Below are 19,942 nucleotides of genomic sequence, written 5' to 3'. Positions count from 1 at the left end.
TCCGGCCATGACTGATCGGATCACCGACTGGGCCACCGGCCTGATGGACGCCCTCGGGGCGCCGGGCGCGGGCGCCGCCATCGCCCTGGAGAACCTCTTCCCGCCACTGCCCAGCGAGGTGATCCTGCCGCTCGCCGGGTTCGCGGCGGGGCAGGGGCGGATGAGCCTGGTGGCCGCGCTGCTGTGGACGACCGCCGGTTCGGTCGTGGGCGCGCTCGCGCTGTACGGGGTGGGCGCGCTGCTCGGCCGGGAGCGGACCGTCGCGATCGCCGAGCGGCTGCCGCTGGTCAGGCCCGCCGATATCGACCGGACCGAGCGCTGGTTCGGACGCCACGGCACCAAGGCGGTCTTCTTCGGCCGCATGGTGCCGATCTTCCGCAGCATGATCTCGGTTCCGGCCGGTATCGAGCGGATGCCCCTGCCGGTCTTCCTCGCCCTGACCACCCTCGGCAGCGCGATCTGGAACTCCGTGTTCGTCCTGGCCGGTTACGCGCTGGGCGACAACTGGCGCGACGTCACGGACTACGTCTCGGTCTACTCGAAGGCGGTGCTGGGCGCGGCCGGGCTCGCGGTGCTGGGATGGGTGGCGGTGCGGCTGGTCAGTCCCGGCCGCGGGAGACGGCGCGGATGATCTGGCTGCGGGCGCGCGCCCAGGTGACGGAGGAACGTGTCCCCAGGGCGCGGACGATGGCCTCGCCCGCCGCGACGCCCTTCTCCTCGACCACGGTCAGCTGGGGCGCCGACCAGCCGATGTCGGCCAGTTCGCCGTGGCCGGGGCGCCAGGCGCGGTCGGCCGCGAGCAGCAGATCGGTGTCGAGCAGCGAATCGCCCGCGGCGAGCACCTCGTCGGCTCCGGTGCGGCTCTTGATCTCGGCGACGGCCGCGCTCTTGGTGAGCGGCTTGGGCACGGCGTAGAGCTTGCGGCCCTGGAGGGAGACCGTCCAGCCGCGCGGATCGGCCCACTGGGTGAGCTCCTTGACGTACCCCTCGGGCAGCAGCTCCCGCCTCACCACGAGATAGGCGAACAGCTCCTCGGCCACCCGCTCCTTGAGCAGCCAGGCGGGGTCGGCGGTGGCGCTGAGGTGGGCGCGCACCTCCTCCAGGGGGGCGCATCCGTCGTCGAGGGCGCTGCGCACCCGCTGGTGCCAGTCGGCGTCGGGCTCGCCGTCGACCAGCAGCTGGCCGCCGTTGGCGCAGATCGCGAAGCGGGGGGCGGGGCCGGGGAGGCGGATGCGGCGGTACTGCTCGACGGTGCGGGTGGTCGTGGGGACGAAGACGGAGGTGCGGACCAGCTCGGCGAGCAGTCCGGCGGCGGTCTCGGTCAGGTACGACAGCGGCTTGCCCTCGTACGTCTCGACGCACAGCAGCCGCGGGGCCTCGGCGTCCGGCATCTCGAGGCCGAGCGCGGCCGCGGAGTAGATCAGGGTGCGGTCGAGGTCGCTTGCCACCAGAACGCTCATCGTGCCGCCACCGTTCTCTCGTGTCTGCCGGCGGCGATGCCCGCCGTGTCCGCGGTGTTCGCCTTGTCGGCCGCCTTGTCGGAAGCCGTGTCGACCGTCTTGTAGGAAGCCGTGCCGACCGTCTTTCCGTCGGCCCCGGTGGCGCCCCGGGTGTAGCGCGGGTGGATCAGCCCGACGCAGGTGTACGGGAGGTCGTCGGCCTCCTCGACCGGCACTCCGCGCTGCTCGGCGAGCAGCCGCACATGGTCCAGGTCCGCGCCCGCGCCGCGCTGGGCGAGGATCTTCCACGGGACGCGGCGCAGCAGCACCCGGGTGGTCTCGCCGACGCCCGGCTTGACGAGGTTGATGTCGTGAATGCCGTACTCCTGGCTGATCCTCTCGACCGCGGCCCAGCCCTCCCAGGTGGGGGTGCGGTCGGTGGCCGCGAGCCGCCCGGCGTCGGCCAGGGCCGCCTCGGTGACTTCGGCAAAGCGGGCCGAGACGGTGTCCAGGAAGTGCTCGGAGACATCCGAGCCGGCGAGTTCGCGGTAGTACTTCGCGCCGTGGAAGTCGTTCGGGCCGACGAGGTCGGCGCGGAGCACGGTGCGCGATATCAGCCCGGAGACGGTCGAGTTGAGGCACGCGGAAGGGACGAGGAAGTCGTCCCGGGTGCCGTAGGTGTCCACACAGCGACCGGGGTCGGCGAGGACCGCGATCCGCGGATCGAAGTCCGGGTACGGGGCGACGGCGTCCGACAGCTCGCGGGTGATGGCGCCCTTACCGGTCCAGCCGTCGACGAAGACGACATCGGACGGGTCGTGGTGGTCCGCCAGCCAGCGCAGCGCGGCGGTGTCGATGCCACGGCCGCGCACGATGGAGATCGCGTAGTGCGGGAGGTCCAGCCCGTGGGCGTGGTGCGCCCAGCGGCGCATCAGCACCCCGACGGGGGTACCGGCGCGGGCGAGCGAGACGAGGACGGGGCGCGGGGAGCGCTCGGCGAGCACGGTCTCGGTGACCGCGCCGACCGCGCGGGCGATCCGGGCGGCGGAGGTGTCGAGGGCGGCCCGGAAGAGCTCCTGGTAGCGCTCGCTCGGCTGGTACTCCACGGGCAGTGACTCGGCGTAGTGCGCGCCCCCGCTCTGGATCGCCTCCTCCCGCTCCTCGGTGGGCGCCTCGAGGGTGACGTGCGAGAAGTCCTGGAGCAGCCAGCCGACCTCTTCGGGCGCGTAGGACGAGAAGTCCGGCCCGCGCAGGGGCTCGTACGACGGTTGGTGCATGGGCGGTGCCTGTCGTTCGGGGACGGTGCGGGGGGTGGGTGGGGTCTGGGGGCGGTAGGACGGCACCACGGCCAGCACCAGCCGGTCCGTGTGCGCGCTCAAGCCGGCGAGCAGCCCGTCGGGGGCGTGCAGCGCGGGCGTGTCGGCGGTCGAGTCGACGACGGCGACGACGGCGTCGAAGCGGCGGCCGGGGTCGGCGCCGGGCGCCACGTTGTACGCGTAGCGGGGGCCGGGACCGTCGGCGGGCTCGTCGTGCGCGGGGAAAGTCAGCCGGGTCCTGATCGCGTATCCGGGGTCGTCGACGGCGAGCACGGGCGAGCGGGTGGTCGTCGAATACCGCACCTCTACGCCGTCGAGCACCTGGTCCAGCGCCTCCGCGATCCGCAGCGGCGCGTACATCAGCTCCTCGAACCCGAGGACGAGGACGCGACGGAGCGGGCGGGGCGGGGTGGGGGCGCCACCGGTGCCGGGGCCGCCCGCGTCGCCGCCCGGCCCGCCCGGGGCGGGCGCGGCCCGGCGCGAGGCTGCCGCCGGGTCGTCGGCAGCCGTGGCCGGTGCGTCTTGCGCAGCTGGGTGGTCCGGGTCCGGCACGGAGTGTCCCGCAGGCGCCGCCGGGGCGGTATCGGCCGGCGCGGCGGAGGCGTCCGGGGTTTCCCGCAGCGCCGCCGCGAGGCGGGTGGCCAGGGTGGGGAGGGCCGCTTCGAGGCGGGTGCGGTGGGTGGGGGTGAAGCCGTGGCGGCCGCCGTCCGGGAGCCCTTCGGGCCAGCCGAGGTCCACGCGGACGGCGGAGGTGTCCGCGTCGGGGGCAGCGGCGCCCTCACGGCCCTCTGCGGCCGCCTTACGGCCCTCAGCGGCACCCTCACGGCCCCCGGCGGCGGCCTTACGGTGCTCGGCGACACCCTCACGGCCCTCAGGGGCCGCCTTACGGTCCTCGGCGGCCGCCTCGTGCGCGGCCACCAGCTCCGCGCCGCGCTCCAGGACGTCATCGGGGAGGTGCACCGCTCCGGCCGCGGCGGCGACCAGGTCGACGCGGGCGCCGAGGTCGGCCGCGAAGGCGTCCAGGCGGGCGCGGTCGTCCGGCGAGCGCATGTCCACCAGGGCGACCACCACATAGTGGTCGCGGGGGAAGCGGCGGTGGAGGGCGGCGATGGTGTTGAGGACCGTACGGCCGGTGGAGAACTCGTCGTCCACGAGGACCAGCGGGCCCGTCGAGGCCAGGAACCCGGGGTCCTCGGGGAGCAGCAGATGGGAGGTGGCGTGGCTGTGCTCCTCTTCGAAGCCGCCCACCGTGGCGACACCCGGGACCGGGCGTCGGGTGGAGTGGAGGTACGGGGCGAGGGCGAGCCCGTCGGCCACGCTGTGGCCGAGGCCGGTGGCGGTCTCCGCGTACCCGAGCACCACCGCGCGCGCCGCCGCCTCGTCGCCCAGCAGCTCCCGCACCCGGCGGCCGAGCCGCACGCCCGCGCCGTGGACGGTGGCGGGGCGCTGCGGGACGTGCTTGCCGAGCACGTTGGAGACCAGCAGATGCGCCCGCTTGGGGTTGCGCCGCAGGGCCAGCCCCAGCAGCTCACGCAGCTCCGCGCCGCCGTCGCCATCCCCGCCCCCGCCCCCGGCCCCGGCCCCGGCCCCGGCCCCGGCCCCGGCCCCGGCCAGCCGTACTCCGAGCCGGTCCGCGACCCACTGTCCCGACCACACGTTGTCCACGCTCACGCCGCCCTGCGCCTCGTTTCCGTCGTCCCTCGTCCCCGGGCCCGTGCCGGGCCCGGTTCGCTCTACGTCCGCAGGCTCGCCGCCAGCAGCTCCACGAAGCTCACATCCTCCCGGGCCACCCCGAAGACCTCCGCGCGCCGCAGGGTCCGCTCGGCCCAGGCCCGGTGCGGCTTCACCTCGTTCATTTTGTTGGTGTACGAGGAGCGCAGCACACCGCCCCCGCAGCGCTGCGGCTCGAGGATGTCCACCGCGTCGCTGAACTCCTCGTGGCTGACGACGGAGAGCGCGTGCACCGGGGCCACATGGGTGGGGTGGATGCAGGTCTTGCCCTGGAGGCCGTTGGCCCGGTCCAGCTCGATCTCGCGCAGCAGCCCGTCCATGTGGTGCTCGATCAGCGCGGTGCGCAGCGACTCGGCGCGGCCGCTGCTGAAGGGGCTGATCCGCAGCTGCGGCTTGAACATCCGCTCATGCGGTTTGAAGTACTCCCACACCGGTCCGGTGATCGTGAAGCCCGTGCCATCGGCCCGGCCCAGCATGTTCACCACGTCCGCGATCACGGACGCGACCAGCTGGACGTCGTAGGCGGTCATGTCGGGAGCCCTGCGCAGCCCGTACGCCGAGCACAGATCGGTGACCCCGAGCCGCAGCGCCAGCACCCGCTCCCGGTATTTGTCGACGATCCGGCTGATGCCGCTGAGGCTGTCGGTGCGCGTTTCGCGGTGCATCAGCTCGGGCGATTCGAGGACCGGCATCGCGAACAGCCGCCGTCCGCCCAACGCCTCGGTCACCTGGGCGGTTTCGGCCGACATCAGCGCCTCGAGAAAGGCCCCGCCACGCTCCTCGGTGAACTTCGGCAGTACGAATCCGGACAGCAGCCGCACGCCCGCTCCGAGGCGGGAGACGAGATCGACGATCTGCTCGGGGGTGCGGACCCGGATGAAGAGCAGCGGCAGCGAGGTGCCCGAGCCGCGCCCGGACAGCTCCGAGAACTGCCGTACGAGGTTCTCCTCCGCGCCCGCCACCTCGGCGTCGTCGATGGAGTCCTCCAGGCACAGCACCATGGAGACCACGCCACGACCTGCCTGTTTGACGATGTCCTCGGCCAGCCGGGGCCGGGTCGCCGGGCAGTACAAGGTGGCGCCGAGGGCGACGGCCAGCGTCCGGGTGGGCGAGTCCGCGCTGAATTCACCGGGCTCCCGGTGGAAGAGGTTGGCTCGCACCTCGACGGGTAGATGTTCGAAATGCCGCATACAACTCCCCGCACTGCCGGTACGCCGCCTCGGTCACCCTGACCCGCGGTTGGCCGATAATCGTACGTGCGGCCATGGGTCAAAAGTTCCCCAAGGGCGTGAAAATCACGTAACCCATGTGCGTCCGCGTGGTGTCCGGCATGCCCGCCCTGCCGCCCCGTACCACCCCCGCACTGCCGACCGCCGCGTACCCTGCGTTGTCCCCGCACCCATCGGGAAGGCAGGATTGCCGCCATGACGCAGGCGATGCTGAAGGGATCGAACATCCCGCTGGAGGCCACGGCCATACGCGCGGTGCTGCGCTGGACCCCCGGCACGGACGTACCCGACGTGGACGCCTCGGCGCTCCTGCTGGGGCCGGACGACCGGGTGCGCTCGGACGAGGACTTCGTCTTCTACAACCAGCCGCAGCACCCCTCGGGTCTGGTCCGGCATCTGCCCAAGGAGCCGAACCAGGACGCGCTGACGGACACCATCGAGGCCAAGCTGGTCGGGCTGGAGCCGGAGATCCGCCGGCTGCTGATCGCCGCGTCCGCCGACGGCGGCACCTTCGGGCAGGTACGGGATCTGAGCCTGCTGCTGTACGACGCCTCGCCCGGTGCGCCGGACGCGGCCGACGCCGAGCCGGTCGCGATCTTCGCGGTGCTGCCGGACACCGGCAAGGAGACCGCGCTGATCTGCGGTGAGGTCTACCGGCGCGGCGACGGCTGGAAGTTCCGGGCCCTGGGGCAAGGCTATGAGTCGGGGCTGGTCGGGCTGGCCACGCAGTACGGGATCTCGGTGGAGGACGGCGAGGGCGGCCCGGAGGACGACGCCGCGGCCGAGCCGGAGGCCATCGCCGCACCCGAGCCCGCCGCCGCCCCCGAAGCCCCGGCCCCCGCCCCTGAGCCCGCGGCCGCGGCCGCCGCGACATCCGCACCCCCCGTTTCGGCCCCCGGCACTCCGGTCCCGTCGCCCTCCGACGCGACGACCCAGGCCCATCCCCCGGCGTACGGCTATCCGCACCCGGTGTCGCCCGACCCCTGGGATCCACAGCGCACCCAGCCCATGCACCCCGCCGCCGCGCGGGGCGACAGCGGCTACGCCTATGTGCCGTCGCAGGTGCCGCCCCCGCCCCCGCCCCCGCAGGCCCCGGGCACCGGGTATCCACAGCCGCCCGCCCAGGCCCCGGCACAGCCCGGCTATGGCTATCCGCAGCCACAGCCTCAGCCACAGCCGGGATACGGCTATCCGCAGCCGCCCGCGTACGGCTATCCGCAGCAGGTGCAGCCGACGGGGCCGGTGCCGCCGCCCCCGCCGCCGATCCCCGCCCAGGTGCCGGACCCCCATTTCGTCCTGCCGCCGCAGGGCCCGCAGTTCCAGAACAGGTAAGGAAAGACGGGGTCGGGGCCCGGCGGGTGAGCCGGGTCACACCTTGGACTTGTAGCCCCGGCCCCACTGGAGGCCCCAGCCGTACAGCCGGTCCAGCTCCGCCTGGAAGCCGTAGACGTACTTCACCTCGCGGCGGACCATCATCTCGCCCTTGATGTTCTCGATCAGCACGACGGCGCAGGAGCGCGCCTGCGGGGCGCGCTCGTCGAGTGCGATCTCCACCCGCGGCCCATTGCTCGGATAGAGGGTGACCAGGCCGTGGGTGCGGTCGAAGGCGGGGGTGCCGTCGTAGATGTAGACGAAGACGAGCAGTCGCTTGATGTCGTCCTTGTGGTCCATGTTCACGTAGACCGTCTCACCGGACCCGGAGCCGAACCGGTCGTCGCCGCTGAGCTTGACGTATGGCGCCTCGTTGAGATTGCCGAAGAACTCGCCCAGCGGCTGCACCACGCCCTTGGCGCCGTTCTTCAGCTCGTACATCACCGCGAGGTCGAGGTCGACATTGACCAACGCGGGTCCCTGGGCCTGCACCGGCTCGGGCTTGAACATCTGCAGCGGATGGCGCAGCGAGCCGCGCCTCGGCCTGCTGTTGAAGTCCGAGGTGCGCATCTGCCAGGAGAGGTTGATGCGCAGATTGCCGGTGGCGGCCCCCTGCTTGGTCAGCGAGATCGACGCGTGCCGCTTGGTCAGCTCGACCACACCGGACGCGTCACCGCTGTCGAACTGACGCCATGCGGACCGTCCCCAGTTGCTCCAGAACGCCATGGTGCGCACCCCACCCTTCGTCGCTCGCTGCCTCGGCTGGCAGAAGGCTGCCCCGGAAACAGCCCCACAAGCCGCCTGCCACCCGCTCAACCGCCGCGGGGCGGCCGGGAGATCCGAAGACCTCGGCCGCCCCGCTCAGAGCGTTCCGCAAACGCCGCCGCGTCACACCCCGGCGGTCAGACTCCGGAGGTGACTTCCGTCTTGGCCTCCGAATCCTCCCCGGCGGCCGCCTCCTTACGGTTGCGCCGGACCGAGGACCAGTACGAGGCGGCGATCAGCACCACGCCCACCAGGCCGGTGATGACCTCGTTGATCTCGTACTTGATCGTGACCAGCAGGATCACGGCCAGCGCGCCGATCGCGTAGTGCGCGCCGTGCTCCAGGTAGACGTAGTCGTCCAGGGTGCCCCTGCGGACCAGGAAGACGGTCAGCGACCGGATGTACATGGCGCCGATGCCCAGACCCAGCGCCATCTCGAAGATGTCGTTGGTGATCGCGAAAGCGCCGATGACTCCGTCGAAGGAGAAGGACGCGTCGATGACCTCAAGGTAGAGAAAGAGGAAGAACGCGGCCTTGCCGGCCAGGCCGACCACGGAGGCGCCGCTGGAGCCACGGCCGCCGCTGCCGTTGAGCTGGGCGTTCGTGGCCGCCTTCGCGCCCTCGTCGCCCTCGCCCCCGGCCGCACCGGCCTCGTCGTCCTCGTCTTCGTCCTCCTCCTCTTCGAGCTTGTCCTCGAAGTAGCCGGAGATGCCGCCGACGATCAGATAGGTGAGCAGACCGGCGACGCCGGACAACAGGACGGTGGCGCTCTTGTCACCGCCGCCGTGGGCCACGTCGGTGGCCACGGTGGTGGCGGCGATCAGCAGTCCGATCAGGGCGACCACGATCGAGAACGTGTCCAGCTTGCCCAGCTTGGCGAGCGGCTTCTCCAGCCACCCCAGCCACTTGATGTCCCGCTCCTCGAAGATGAAGTCGAGGAAGATCATCAGCAGGAAGATCCCACCGAAGGCCGCGATCGCCGGATGCGCCGCCGTGACCAGGTGCTCGTACTGGTTCTTGTCGTTGATCGCGAGATCGACGGCCTCGATGGGGCTCATCTTGGCCGTGACGGCGACGATGATCACCGGGAAGACCAGCCGCATACCGAAGACGGCGATCAGGATGCCGACGGTCAGGAAGATCTTCTGCCAGAAGGCGTTCATCTTGCGCAGAATGCCCGCGTTGATGACCGCGTTGTCGAATGAGAGCGAGATCTCCAGGATCGAGAGGATCCCGACGATGGCGAGCCCCTGCCACCCCCAGAGGACGCCGGCCAGGGCCAGACCGATCGCCGTGACGGCGAACGACCACCCAAAGGTTTTCAGGAGCACTGCCTACCCAATCCTTCGTCGTAAGGTCTCCCCCGCGCACTTTACGCGGTTTTACGAAACGTTGACTCCGAAGTCTAGAGCGATGCCTCGCAGACCCGACGCGTACCCCTGTCCCACGGCCCTGAACTTCCATTCGCCGCCGTAGCGATAGACCTCGCCGAAGATCATCGCGGTCTCGCCGGAGGCGTCCTCGGAAAGGTCGTAGCGGGCCAGCTCCTGGCCGTCCGCCTGGTTCACCACCCGAATGAAGGCGTTGCTGACCTGCCCGAACGTCTGGCGCCTGGCCTCGGCCTCATGGATGGAGACCGGGAAGACGATCTTGTCGACCTCGGCCGGGACCTTGCCCAGATCGATCAGCAGGGACTCGTCGTCACCCTCGCCCTCGCCGGTGAGGTTGTCGCCGGTGTGCTCCACGGAGCCCTCGGGGCTCTTGAGGTTGTTGTAGAAGATGAAGTACTCATCGCCGAGCACCCGCCCCGACTGGCACAGCAGGGCGCTGGCGTCGAGGTCGAACGGCGCCCCGGTGGTGGAGCGCGCGTCCCAGCCCAGGCCGATCAGCACCTGTGTGAGATTCGGAGCGGCTTTGGAGAGGGAGACATTGCCCCCCTTGGCGAGTGTGACGCCCATGATGCTGTTTCCTCCCCGCGGTGTTGCATGGGTGATACGCGTCCGGCGCCGCACCCCTGCCTCTGGGGCGCGGGGGGTGCGGCGCCGGAATGATTGCCCTGTCGACGGCCTTCGACGGCCTTCGACGGCCCGTTCGGACGTCGCTCAGACGTTGACGCCGAAGTCCTGCGCGATGCCGCGCAGACCCGAGGCGTACCCCTGACCGATGGCGCGGAACTTCCACTCCGCCCCGTTCCGGTACAGCTCGCCGAAGACCATGGCGGTCTCGGTCGAGGCGTCCTCGGAGAGGTCGTAGCGGGCGAGCTCATTGCCGTCGGCCTGGTTCACCACGCGGATGAAGGCGTTGCGCACCTGGCCGAAGCTCTGCTGACGGGTCTCGGCGTCGTAGATCGACACCGGGAAGACGATCTTGGCGACATCGGCGGGGACGCCCGCCAGGTTCACCTTGATCTGCTCGTCGTCGCCCTCGCCCTCACCGGTGATGTTGTCACCGGTGTGCTCCACGGAGCCGTCGGGGCTCTTGAGGTTGTTGAAGAAGACGAAGTTCTGGTCGTTGCCGACCTTGCCCTCGGCGTTGGTCAGCAGGGCGCTGGCGTCGAGGTCGAAGTCCGTGCCCGTGGTGGTACGGGCGTCCCAGCCGAGACCCACGACGACCGCGGTCAGGTTCGGGGCTTCCTTGGTCAGCGAGACGTTGCCGCCCTTGCTGAGGCTGACTCCCACGAGTCCTCCCAAAAAAGGTTCGTCAGGAGCACTGCGTGCCCCTTCATCAAAGGTTTCCCATCAGGATCAACGCGTCGATCCTAGTGAGCGGTTCCCGGCCGCTACCGGGTTTCGCCGGGCCTTGGCTACAGGGCTTCCAGGGCCTTGGCGTAGTCGTTCAGGTCCCGGGCGTCGGGCAGGCCGTTGACGACCGTCCAGCGCACCACGCCCTCCTTGTCGATCACAAAGGTGCCGCGCACCGCGCAGCCCTTGTCCTCGTCGAAGACGCCGTAGGCGCGGCTGGTCTCGCCGTGCGGCCAGAAGTCCGACAGCAGGGGGTACTCAAGGCCCTCCCGCTCGCCGAAGACCCGCAGGCTGAAGGGCGAGTCATTGGAGACCGCCAGCAGCTGGACGTCGTCGTTGACGAACGTCGGCAGCTCGTCGCGGAGCGCGCACAGCTCGCCGGTGCACACGCCGGTGAAGGCGAACGGGTAGAAGAGCAGTACGACGTTCTTCTCGCCCCGGAAGTCGGAGAGCCTGACCGACTCGCCGTGCTGGTTCTTCAGCTGGAAGTCAGGGGCCTTCGCGCCGACCTCTATCGCCATGGAAGCCATCCCTTCGCTCACGTTCGGAAGATCATGTTCGACATGATCAAGCTTTCAATTGATCATGTGTTGCGCGGCCCAGCCTACGCTCAGAGCCCCCCTCCGTAAGGGAACGGAGGGGGGCTCTGGGGTGTGGATTCGCCGGCCTCAGCGCTTGCCGCTGCGCGCGGCTTTGGGCGTGACCAGGCGGCTGCCCGTCCAGTCCTTGCCCGCGTTGAAGCTCTTGGTCTGGGACAGGCCGGCGGTGGTCGCCGCCTCATTGATGTCGCTCGGCTCGACATAGCCGTCACGGCCGGTCTTGGGTGTCAGCAGCCAGACCGGTGCGCCGTCGTCGATCATCTGGATGGCGTCCACCAGCGCGTCCGTCAGGTCGCCGTCGTCCTCCCGGAACCACAGCACAACGGCGTCGGCCACATCGTCGTACTCCTCGTCGACGAGCTCCTGGCCGGTGATCTCCTCGATGGACTCGCGGAGCTCCTGGTCGACATCGTCGTCGTAGCCGATCTCCTGGACCACCTGTTCGGGCTGAAAACCCAGCCTCGCGGCAGGGTTGGTCCGCTCCTCCGCGTGGTCCGCGGTCGCGCTCACGGATTGCCTCCTGTCATCTTTCATTCACTCTTCGAGTCTGTGCGCCCCGCGCGCGTACGCGAGGGCTTGGGCGTAGTCCACACGGGCCGGGCGGATCGCGCAAGTACCCGGCCAGCGATCCCGCCCAAACGTTGACGTGTCGCCGCAACTCCCATCATGGAGGAACGGCACGCAACGGCGCACGGCCGACCGGATTGCCCGAAGATGTCCGGCTTACGTGTGTGTGTAGCCACCCTACGCCGCTCCCGTGCCGAACGGTCGTACGCAGACGACCCCGGTCGTGGGCGTAAGGTTGCGATTCGGCCGTCGCGCGTGAGACGGCCGCCGAAGCGCCCGTCTCACCTGGCAATGGTTACCACTGGGTAGAGGTGACGTATCCCGTACCCGAGGTACACGATGGAGAACGGCGCGACAGCAGCAGAGCACGAATCCATGTCCGTGCACAGCACGACCGAAAAGCGAAGGAATAGCGTGGCTTCCGGATCCGATCGCAACCCGATCATCATTGGCGGCCTTCCCAGCCAGGTCCCGGACTTCGATCCCGAAGAGACCCAGGAATGGCTCGACTCGCTCGACGCAGCCGTCGATGAGCGAGGCCGGGAACGTGCCCGCTACCTGATGCTTCGCCTGATCGAGCGCGCCCGCGCGAAGCGCGTCGCCGTGCCCGAGATGCGCAGCACGGACTACGTCAACACCATCGCCACCAAGGACGAGCCGTTCTTCCCCGGCAACGAGGAGATCGAGCGCAAGGTCCTCAACGCGACCCGCTGGAACGCGGCGGTGATGGTCTCCCGGGCGCAGCGCCCCGGCATCGGGGTCGGTGGCCACATCGCCACCTTCGCCTCGTCCGCCTCGCTGTACGACGTGGGCTTCAACCACTTCTTCCGCGGCAAGGACCACGACAGCGGCGACCAGATCTTCTTCCAGGGCCATGCCTCCCCCGGCATCTACGCCCGCGCCTTCCTGCTCGACCGGCTGAGCGAGGACCATCTGGACGGCTTCCGTCAGGAGAAGTCCAAGCTCGGTCACGCGCTGTCCAGCTACCCGCACCCGCGGTCAATGCCGGACTTCTGGGAGTTCCCGACGGTCTCCATGGGCCTGGGCCCGCTCGGCGCGATCTTCCAGGCGCGGATGAACCGCTATATGGAGGCGCGCGGCGTGGCCGACACCTCCAACTCCCATGTCTGGGCGTTCCTGGGCGACGGCGAGATGGACGAGCCGGAGTCGCTCGGCCAGCTCTCCCTGGCCGCCCGTGAGGGCCTGGACAACCTGACCTTCGTGGTCAACTGCAACCTCCAGCGGCTCGACGGCCCGGTGCGCGGCAACGGCAAGATCATCCAGGAGCTGGAGTCGCAGTTCCGCGGCGCCGGCTGGAACGTGATCAAGCTGGTCTGGGACCGCACCTGGGACCCACTGCTGGCGCAGGACCGCGACGGCATCCTGGTCAACCGGCTGAACACGACGCCGGACGGTCAGTTCCAGACGTACGCGACCGAGACCGGCTCCTATATCCGCGACCACTTCTTCGGTGACGACCAGCGGCTGCGCAAGATGGTCGAGGGCATGACCGACGACCAGATCCTGCACCTGGGCCGCGGCGGTCACGACCACAAGAAGATCTACGCGGCGTACTCGGCGGCCAAGGCCCACAAGGGCCAGCCGACGGTGATCCTCGCGCAGACCGTCAAGGGCTGGACGCTCGGCCCGAACTTCGAGGGCCGCAACGCGACCCACCAGATGAAGAAGCTGACGGTCGACGACCTCAAGCGCTTCCGCGACCGGCTGCACCTGCCGATCCCGGACAAGGAGCTGGAGTCCGGCCTCCCGCCGTACTACCACCCGGGCCGGGACTCGGAGGAGATCCAGTACATGCACGACCGCCGCAAGGCGCTGGGCGGCTACGCGCCGACCCGTGTCGTGCGCGCCAAGCCGCTTCAGCTGCCGGGCGACAAGACCTACGCCACGCTGAAGAAGGGCACCGGTCAGCAGCAGATCGCCACCACCATGGCGTTCGTGCGGCTGCTGAAGGACCTGATGCGGGACAAGGAGATCGGCAAGCGGTTCGTGCCGATCGCGCCCGACGAGTACCGCACCTTCGGCATGGACTCGCTCTTCCCCTCGGCGAAGATCTACTCGCCGCTGGGCCAGATGTATGAGTCGGTCGACCGTGAGCTGCTGCTCGCCTACAAGGAGTCGCCGACCGGGCAGATGCTGCACGACGGCATCTCCGAGGCGGGCTGTACGGCCTCGCTGATCGCGGCGGGCTCCGCGTACGCCACCCATGGCGAGCCGCTGATCCCGGTCTACGTCTTCTACTCGATGTTCGGGTTCCAGCGCACCGGTGACCAGTTCTGGCAGATGGCCGACCAGCTGGCGCGCGGCTTTGTACTGGGCGCGACCGCCGGTCGTACGACCCTGACCGGTGAGGGTCTCCAGCACGCGGACGGCCACTCCCAGCTGCTGGCCTCGACCAACCCGGCGGTCGTCGCGTACGACCCGGCGTTCGGCTTCGAGATCGCCCATATCGTCCAGGACGGCCTGCGCCGGATGTACGGCGAGAACAGTGAGGACGTCTTCTACTACCTCACCGTCTACAACGAGCCGATCCAGCACCCGGCCGAGCCGGAAAACGTGGACCGCGAGGGCATCCTCAAGGGCCTCTACCGCTTCCGGCAGGGCGAGAAGGGCTCCGTACCGGCGCAGATCCTCGCCTCCGGTGTCGCGGTGCCGTGGGCGATCGAGGCCCAGCGCATCCTGGCCGAGGACTGGAACGTCAAGGCGGACGTGTGGTCGGCCACGTCCTGGAACGAGCTGCGCCGGGACGCCGTCGAGGTGGAGAAGCACAACCTGCTCCACCCGGAGGAGGAGCAGCGCGTTCCGTATGTCACCCGGAAGCTCGCGGACGTGGAGGGCCCGAAGGTGGCCGTCTCCGACTGGATGCGGGCGGTTCCCGACCAGATCGCGCGCTGGGTACCCGGCACGTACCAGTCGCTGGGCGCGGACGGCTTCGGCTTCGCCGACACCCGCGGCGCGGCGCGGCGCTTCTTCCACATCGACGCCCAGTCGATCGTGCTCGGCGTCCTGACGGAGCTCGCCCGCGACGGCAAGATCGACCGCTCGGCCCTCAAGCAGGCGATCGACCGCTACCAGCTCCTGGACGTGGCCGCCGCCGACCCGGGCCCGGCAGGCGGCGACGCGTAGCCGTCTTCGACGGCAGTTGGCCGTGACGCGGGGCGGGCTGGAGGTGTCCAGCCCGCCCCGCGTCGTCGTGTGCCCCGATGCCCTGGCGCCCGGGGCTGCGCCCCGGGCGCCAGGGGTATGTGAAGGGCGGGGGCGCGGCGCCCCCGCCCTCCCACCGCAGGGCCCAGAGGCTCCGCCCCGGACCCCCGGATCCCGGACGTCGGCCCCGGACGTCGACCCCGGAATCCACAGACCCCCGGGCTCGGCCCCCAGACCACAGATCCCAGACCCCGGATCCCAGACCCCGCCGGACGTCGACCCCGGAATCCACAGACCCCCGGGCTCGGCCCCCAGACCACAGATCCCAGACCCCGGATCCCAGACCCCGCCGGACGTCGACCCCGGAATCCACAGACCCCGGACCCCCGGCTCCCAGACGTGGACCCCAGATCGCAGACCCCCCGGACCCGGCCCGGACCCAGCCCGGACCCGGACCCCAGGCCCCTGACCCGCGGTCCCGAAACCCCGGAGCCCGGGTCTCGGGACCGGGGTTGGCTCGGTGCTCCGGCCCAGGCGCCGCGCCCGGCACTTCCGCCGGCCCCGATGGCGGCGGAGCCGGCCGGATCGGCCGTCCCGCCGGACGGTGGCGGGGCCACCCACCACCGTCCGGCGGGACGCTTGAGGACAGGCCCGGAGGGCGTGCGGGGTCCAGGGGCGGAGCCCCTGGTTCGGGAAGGGGCGGGTCGGGGAACATTCAGGCCCCAGGCCCGCACCCGGGGGCGGGATCCGGTGTGGGCCCCGGACCGCCGGTCAGCGTTCCCAGATCTTGAAGGCCCGGACCTGGTACGGGGTTTCGGGGGCCCAGGTGCCGGTGGGGTAGGTGTGGAACTCGGCCGTCTCGGCGCATTCGCGGCTCTGATAGGCCGTCACCGGGCGGCCCGTACGGTTCGCCAGGGCCGCGGCGGTGGTGCCGGACGGCAGGGGGACACAGCTTTCGATGTCGACGTCAGCCAGTTCATGGGTCTGGCGCGCCCCCGTGAAGCCGCCGCTCCGCCACAGGCACAGCTGCCCGGCGGCGCAGTTCCCCAGCCGCGGTGGGGCGGCGGGCCCGGCCGCCGCCACGGCCGGGGCGAGAGTGGCGGTGAGGGCCAGGGCCGAGACGGTGGCCGTAATGATCTTGCGCATAACGCTTTCGCTCCCCGTGTGGAAAGAACAGAACGGGAGCCAGCCTGTCCGCCGGCTCCCGTTCGCCACCATGGGGTCGATCAAGGTCCACCCTGATAGGGGGTTGACCGCGAGGGGTCAGATGTGGACGGCGCCCCCGGACGCGTCCGCGTTCTCACCGCGCTTGGTGAAGGCCGCCACCAGCGCCGCGACCGCCGAGACGACGGCGGCCACCGTGAAGGCGAGCCCCATCCCTGACACGAAGGTGTCATGCGCGACGGCCGTGATCTTGCCCGCGACCTCCGGCGGAGTGCCCTTGGGGACCGGGGCGATGCCGACCTCGACCGCGTCCGACGCCTTGGACTCCGCGCCCTTGGGCATCGGCGGCAGCCCGGCGCCGGCCCACTTGTCCGGCAGCGCGCTGTCCACCCGGCCCGCCATGACCGCGCCCAGGACGGCCGTACCGAGGCTGCCGCCGACCTGCATCGCGGCCTGCTGGAGGCCGCCGGCGACACCGGCGTGCTGGATCGGGGCGTTGCCGACGATGACCTCCGTGGCGCCGACCATGACCGGGCCGAGGCCGAGGCCCAGCAGGGCGAACCACACGGCCATCTCGAGGCCGCCGCTGTTCACGTCCAGCCGGGACATGCCGAACATCGCCACGGCGGTGATCGCCATGGCGATCACCAGCGGTGTACGCGGCCCGAACTTGGTGATCAGCGCACCGGCCAGCGGCGAGGCGACGATCATCATCGCGGTGAGCGGCAGCAGCCGCAGCCCGCTGTCGACGGGGCTCATCCCGTGCACGTTCTGGAGATAGAAGGTGACGAAGAACAGGCCGCCCATGAAGCCGAAGGCCATCAGCACCATCAGCACGGTGCCCGCGCTCAGCGGCACCGAGCGGAACATGCTGAGCGGCAGCAGCGGCTCCGCCGTCCGGTTCTCCCAGAAGACGAAAACGGCGAAGCAGACCGCCGCCAGGCCCAGGAAGAGCAGCGTGCGCTGGTCGCCCCAGTGCCAGTCGGCGGCGTTGATGAGCGCCCAGATGAGGCAGAACATCGCACCGGACAGCAGCACGATGCCGGGGAGGTCGAAGGACCGCGGGGCCTTCTCGGCGCGGTGGTCCACCAGGAGCAGCAGACCGAGGACCACGGCCAGCACGCCGACGGGCGCGTTGATGAAGAAGACCGACTGCCAGTTGACGTGCTCGACGAGCAGTCCGCCGACGATGGGCCCGGCGGCGGTGGAGGCGCCGATCACCGCGCCCCAGATGCCGATGGCCATGTTGAGCTTCTCGGCGGGGAAGGTGGCGCGCAGCAGCCCGAGCGCCGCGGGCATCAGCAGCGCGCCGCACAGGCCCTGCAGTACCCGGAACGCCACGACGAGCGACACCTCGCCGGAGAAGCCGATGGCGGCCGAGGAGAGGGCGAAGCCTATGACGCCGATGAGGAAGGTCTGCCGGTGGCCGAAGCGGTCACCCAGCTTGCCCGCCGTGATCAGCGCGACGGCGAGGGCCAGCAGATAGCCATTGGTGATCCACTGCACATCGGCGAGCGAGGCGCCGAGGTCCTTCTGGATGGCCGGGTTGGCGATGGCGACGATCGTGCCGTCGAGGGCGACCATCGTCACGCCGAGGGCGACGGTGAGAAGCGTCAGCCATGGATGACCCCGAAGCCCCTTCGGGGCATCGGCTATGGGAGGTTCCGACGCCGAATCGGCGACGGTGGTCGAAGAGGTCATGTCCGGAGGCTAATGTCAGCGTCTGACAATTGACAAACCGATTCATCCGCCGGTAGCTGACGTTTTTGTCACAGGTATCCTGAGCAGCCGCGACGCGGCCCCACACCGGTAGAAAGCGAGCCGATAGGTGACGACGGACGAGGCAGTGGCGGGCACGGCGGCGCCACCACCGGCCGGGCTGCGCGAGCGCAAGAAACAGCGGACGCGAAGCGCCCTGGTGCGCTCCGCACTGGAGTTGTTCACCCGTCAGGGATACGAGCGGACGACGGTCGACGAGATCGCCGAGGCGGTCGAGGTCTCCCAGCGCACCTTCTTCCGGTACTTCGCCAACAAGGAGGAGGTCGCCTTCGCGAGCCAGGAGGCGGCCGAGTGTCACTTCTTCGCCGCCCTGTGCGGGCGCCCCGCGGGCGAGGCGCCGCTGGCCGCGCTGCGCGGCGCGATCCTCGACGCCTGGGGGAGCATCGGGGAGGCCATCGAGCAGCTGGTGCCGCCCGAGCTCCATATGCGGATGTACCGGGTGATCGAGTCCACGCCGAGCCTGCTCGCGGTCCATCTGCGCCGCACCGCGGAGATGGAGGAGCGGCTGGCGCGCGAGATCGCCCGCCGCGAGGGGCTGGACATCGACGCCGATCCGCGGCCGCGGCTGGTGGTCGCGATGTTCGGCGGGGTGATCCGGGTGGCCGGGAAGCTGTGGACCGAGGGTGAGGAGGACAGTGTCGTCACATTGCGAGACCTCACCGCGTTCCATCTTGATTACGTGGGTCCCACCCTCGCGGAGAAATGGGACAAATAGCATCAATCCCGGCATAGCTCCCAAGCATTCCCGCTTTCAAACGTGATATCAATCACGGGATTTGGCACGCGGCGCCGCGCTTCTCCTAGGGTGTCCCGCGGTGACTTCCTTCTCGGAGCTCGGCTCCCCCTCCCCCGGTTCCACCGCTTGGCGCGCCCTGCTCGCGCTGGCGGTGGTCTTCGTCCTCCTCGCCACGACCGGCTGGACGGCCATACGGAGCCACAGAGGAGCCCAGGACGCGCTCTCCGCGTCAATGGACGCCTGGCGCCACGGATCGCTCGGCGGCCGCGCGCTGCCCGACCCGTACGGCTCGCCGCGCGTCCTCGGCCGCTGGTTCGACTCGCTCACCAAGGCCCAGACGGACCGGGTGGTGCGGCGCTATCCGCTGGCCGTGGGCAATCTCAACGGCGCGCCGGTGGCCCTGCGCTACCGCGCCAACCGCGTCGCCCTGTTCAAGGCGCGCGCCGATGAGCGCAAACGGATCCACGACCCCCGGCTCACCCCGATGGGCCGCTCGGACGCGACACGCCGGATGCACCGCTACGAGGACCTGCTGGGTGCCGGGCGGCAGATCCTCTCGTTCGACCCCTCGGGCGCCGGCCGGGCCGCCGAGGTCTTCGGCGACCTCGCCCACGCCAACCGGGTCTCGATCGTGGTGCCGGGCGTGGACACCGACATCCTGACGTTCCAGAAGACCGGGCGCCCGTACACCGCCACGGTCGGGATGGCCCGCGCGCTCTACGACAACGAGCGGGCCGACGCCCCGGACACCAAGACCGCCGTCATCGCCTGGGCCGACTACACCACCCCGGCCGGGATCGGCATGGACGCGGCCACCGGCAAGCTGGCCGCCCAGGGCGCGGTGCGGCTGCGCGCGCTGGTCAACGCGCTGCCCTCGCTCTCCCGGGTCTCGCTGATGTGCCACAGCTACGGCTCGGTGGTGTGCGGGGTCGCCGCCCGCGATCTGCCGCCCAAGGTCACCGACATCGCGGTGGCCGGAAGCCCCGGGATGCGCGCCGGCCACGTCTCCGATCTGGGCACCAGCGCCCGGGTGTGGGCGATGCGCGACTCCGGCGACTGGATCGAGGACATTCCGCATCTGGAGTTCGGCGGGCTGGGCCACGGCGCGGACCCGGTCTCCTCCGGCTTCGGCGCCCGGGTGCTGGCCGCGGACGGGGCGGATGGACACGCCGGATACTTCGAACCGGGCACGACCAGCCTGGACAACTTCGCGCGGGTGGGAATCGGTGCTGTCCAGTCCGTGAGCTGCGGCGACGGCGACGACTGCACCGCGGGGCTACGCTGACGCCCGGCATAAACACCGGAAACTCTAGTGACGCGCGTAGCCTCAAAGGGGGACGGGC

At 70.5% G+C, this 19,942-nt stretch carries 16 protein-coding genes; 5 read left to right on the top strand and 11 right to left on the bottom strand.

The features are described 5' to 3' along the window. Window positions 1-7: 7 nt before the first annotated feature. The gene (locus ACMTAK_RS34535; RefSeq protein ID WP_044575994.1) at window positions 8-631 is read left to right on the top strand and encodes a DedA family protein; all 624 of its coding nucleotides are present in this window, start codon (window positions 8-10) and stop codon (window positions 629-631) included. Here the strand turns inward: ACMTAK_RS34535 and ACMTAK_RS34530 are convergent. The 3 genes from ACMTAK_RS34530 to ACMTAK_RS34520 form a co-directional block, all read right to left on the bottom strand. Further along, window positions 600-1,460, bottom strand: a complete 861-nt coding sequence (locus ACMTAK_RS34530) for an HAD family hydrolase (protein ID WP_413809799.1) — start codon at window positions 1,458-1,460, stop codon at window positions 600-602. The genes ACMTAK_RS34535 and ACMTAK_RS34530 overlap by 32 nt on opposite strands. Further along, window positions 1,457-4,426 (bottom strand): phosphoribosyltransferase, encoded by a 2,970-nt coding sequence (locus tag ACMTAK_RS34525; protein WP_413809798.1) that lies wholly within the window; start codon window positions 4,424-4,426, stop codon window positions 1,457-1,459. Before ACMTAK_RS34525 ends, ACMTAK_RS34530 begins: the two co-directional genes overlap by 4 nt. A gap of 62 nt (window positions 4,427-4,488) precedes the next feature. After that, window positions 4,489-5,676 (bottom strand): HpcH/HpaI aldolase/citrate lyase family protein, encoded by a 1,188-nt coding sequence (locus ACMTAK_RS34520; protein ID WP_413809797.1) that lies wholly within the window; start codon window positions 5,674-5,676, stop codon window positions 4,489-4,491. Window positions 5,677-5,910: 234 nt separating this feature from the next. On the opposite strand from ACMTAK_RS34520, the gene ACMTAK_RS34515 reads away from it, so the two are divergent. Beyond that, complete coding sequence (locus tag ACMTAK_RS34515) at window positions 5,911-7,047, top strand: TerD family protein (RefSeq protein WP_413809796.1); 1,137 nt, start codon at window positions 5,911-5,913, stop codon at window positions 7,045-7,047. 36 nt (window positions 7,048-7,083) lie between these two features. Here ACMTAK_RS34515 and ACMTAK_RS34510 read toward each other — a convergent pair whose 3' ends face one another. From ACMTAK_RS34510 to ACMTAK_RS34485, 6 genes are all read right to left on the bottom strand, one after another. After that, entirely contained in the window at window positions 7,084-7,812 is a 729-nt protein-coding gene (locus tag ACMTAK_RS34510; protein ID WP_413809795.1) for a TerD family protein, read from the bottom strand. 176 nt (window positions 7,813-7,988) lie between these two features. Continuing rightward, window positions 7,989-9,182: a DUF475 domain-containing protein gene (locus ACMTAK_RS34505; protein WP_413809794.1), complete on the bottom strand. Its 1,194-nt coding sequence runs from the start codon at window positions 9,180-9,182 to the stop codon at window positions 7,989-7,991. A 51-nt stretch (window positions 9,183-9,233) separates the two neighbouring features. Beyond that, window positions 9,234-9,809 carry a TerD family protein gene (locus ACMTAK_RS34500; RefSeq protein WP_037962224.1) on the bottom strand — a complete coding sequence of 192 codons (576 nt, stop codon included), beginning with the start codon at window positions 9,807-9,809 and terminating at the stop codon, window positions 9,234-9,236. 144 nt (window positions 9,810-9,953) lie between these two features. Continuing rightward, a complete protein-coding gene (locus ACMTAK_RS34495) occupies window positions 9,954-10,529 on the bottom strand; it encodes a TerD family protein (RefSeq protein WP_009718272.1) in 576 nt (191 codons plus the stop codon). 125 nt (window positions 10,530-10,654) lie between these two features. Continuing rightward, window positions 10,655-11,113, bottom strand: coding sequence for a peroxiredoxin (locus tag ACMTAK_RS34490; protein ID WP_413809793.1), 459 nt, complete (start codon window positions 11,111-11,113; stop codon window positions 10,655-10,657). A 147-nt stretch (window positions 11,114-11,260) separates the two neighbouring features. Then, complete coding sequence (locus ACMTAK_RS34485) at window positions 11,261-11,701, bottom strand: DUF3052 domain-containing protein (protein ID WP_014060347.1); 441 nt, start codon at window positions 11,699-11,701, stop codon at window positions 11,261-11,263. Window positions 11,702-12,172: 471 nt separating this feature from the next. On the opposite strand from ACMTAK_RS34485, the gene aceE reads away from it, so the two are divergent. Beyond that, on the top strand, window positions 12,173-14,902 hold the full coding sequence (gene aceE / locus ACMTAK_RS34480) for a pyruvate dehydrogenase (acetyl-transferring), homodimeric type (RefSeq protein ID WP_413809792.1): 2,730 nt from the start codon (window positions 12,173-12,175) through the stop codon (window positions 14,900-14,902). 789 nt (window positions 14,903-15,691) lie between these two features. Here aceE and ACMTAK_RS34475 read toward each other — a convergent pair. Beyond that, entirely contained in the window at window positions 15,692-16,066 is a 375-nt protein-coding gene (locus tag ACMTAK_RS34475; RefSeq protein WP_413809791.1) for a peptidase inhibitor family I36 protein, read from the bottom strand. A gap of 117 nt (window positions 16,067-16,183) precedes the next feature. Beyond that, on the bottom strand, window positions 16,184-17,785 hold the full coding sequence (locus tag ACMTAK_RS34470; protein ID WP_413809790.1) for an MFS transporter: 1,602 nt from the start codon (window positions 17,783-17,785) through the stop codon (window positions 16,184-16,186). Between the two features lie 127 nt (window positions 17,786-17,912). Here ACMTAK_RS34470 and ACMTAK_RS34465 point away from each other — a divergent pair, with 127 nt between their 5' ends. Both ACMTAK_RS34465 and ACMTAK_RS34460 read left to right on the top strand, forming a co-directional pair. Further along, complete coding sequence (locus ACMTAK_RS34465) at window positions 17,913-18,578, top strand: TetR family transcriptional regulator (protein WP_413809789.1); 666 nt, start codon at window positions 17,913-17,915, stop codon at window positions 18,576-18,578. Window positions 18,579-18,678: 100 nt separating this feature from the next. Then, window positions 18,679-19,884 (top strand): alpha/beta hydrolase, encoded by a 1,206-nt coding sequence (locus ACMTAK_RS34460; protein WP_413809788.1) that lies wholly within the window; start codon window positions 18,679-18,681, stop codon window positions 19,882-19,884. The last annotated feature ends 58 nt before the right edge of the window (window positions 19,885-19,942 follow it).

The sequence above is a fragment of the Streptomyces lacaronensis genome, from assembly GCF_047337785.1.
GTDB classification, from domain to species: domain Bacteria; phylum Actinomycetota; class Actinomycetes; order Streptomycetales; family Streptomycetaceae; genus Streptomyces; species Streptomyces lycopersici.
Note: the sequence above shows the minus strand (reverse complement) of the source record. Positions and strands in the feature narration are given on the sequence as shown.

Coding starts and splice junctions, on each gene's coding strand:
- ACMTAK_RS34475 (WP_413809791.1), bottom strand. CDS start 16,066: ATGCGCAAGATCATTACGGCCACCGTCTCGGCCCTGGCCCTCACCGCC.
- ACMTAK_RS34500 (WP_037962224.1), bottom strand. CDS start 9,809: ATGGGCGTCACACTCGCCAAGGGGGGCAATGTCTCCCTCTCCAAAGCC.
- ACMTAK_RS34470 (WP_413809790.1), bottom strand. CDS start 17,785: ATGACCTCTTCGACCACCGTCGCCGATTCGGCGTCGGAACCTCCCATA.
- ACMTAK_RS34530 (WP_413809799.1), bottom strand. CDS start 1,460: ATGAGCGTTCTGGTGGCAAGCGACCTCGACCGCACCCTGATCTACTCC.
- ACMTAK_RS34490 (WP_413809793.1), bottom strand. CDS start 11,113: ATGGCGATAGAGGTCGGCGCGAAGGCCCCTGACTTCCAGCTGAAGAAC.
- ACMTAK_RS34515 (WP_413809796.1), top strand. CDS start 5,911: ATGACGCAGGCGATGCTGAAGGGATCGAACATCCCGCTGGAGGCCACG.
- ACMTAK_RS34510 (WP_413809795.1), bottom strand. CDS start 7,812: ATGGCGTTCTGGAGCAACTGGGGACGGTCCGCATGGCGTCAGTTCGAC.
- ACMTAK_RS34520 (WP_413809797.1), bottom strand. CDS start 5,676: ATGCGGCATTTCGAACATCTACCCGTCGAGGTGCGAGCCAACCTCTTC.
- ACMTAK_RS34535 (WP_044575994.1), top strand. CDS start 8: ATGACTGATCGGATCACCGACTGGGCCACCGGCCTGATGGACGCCCTC.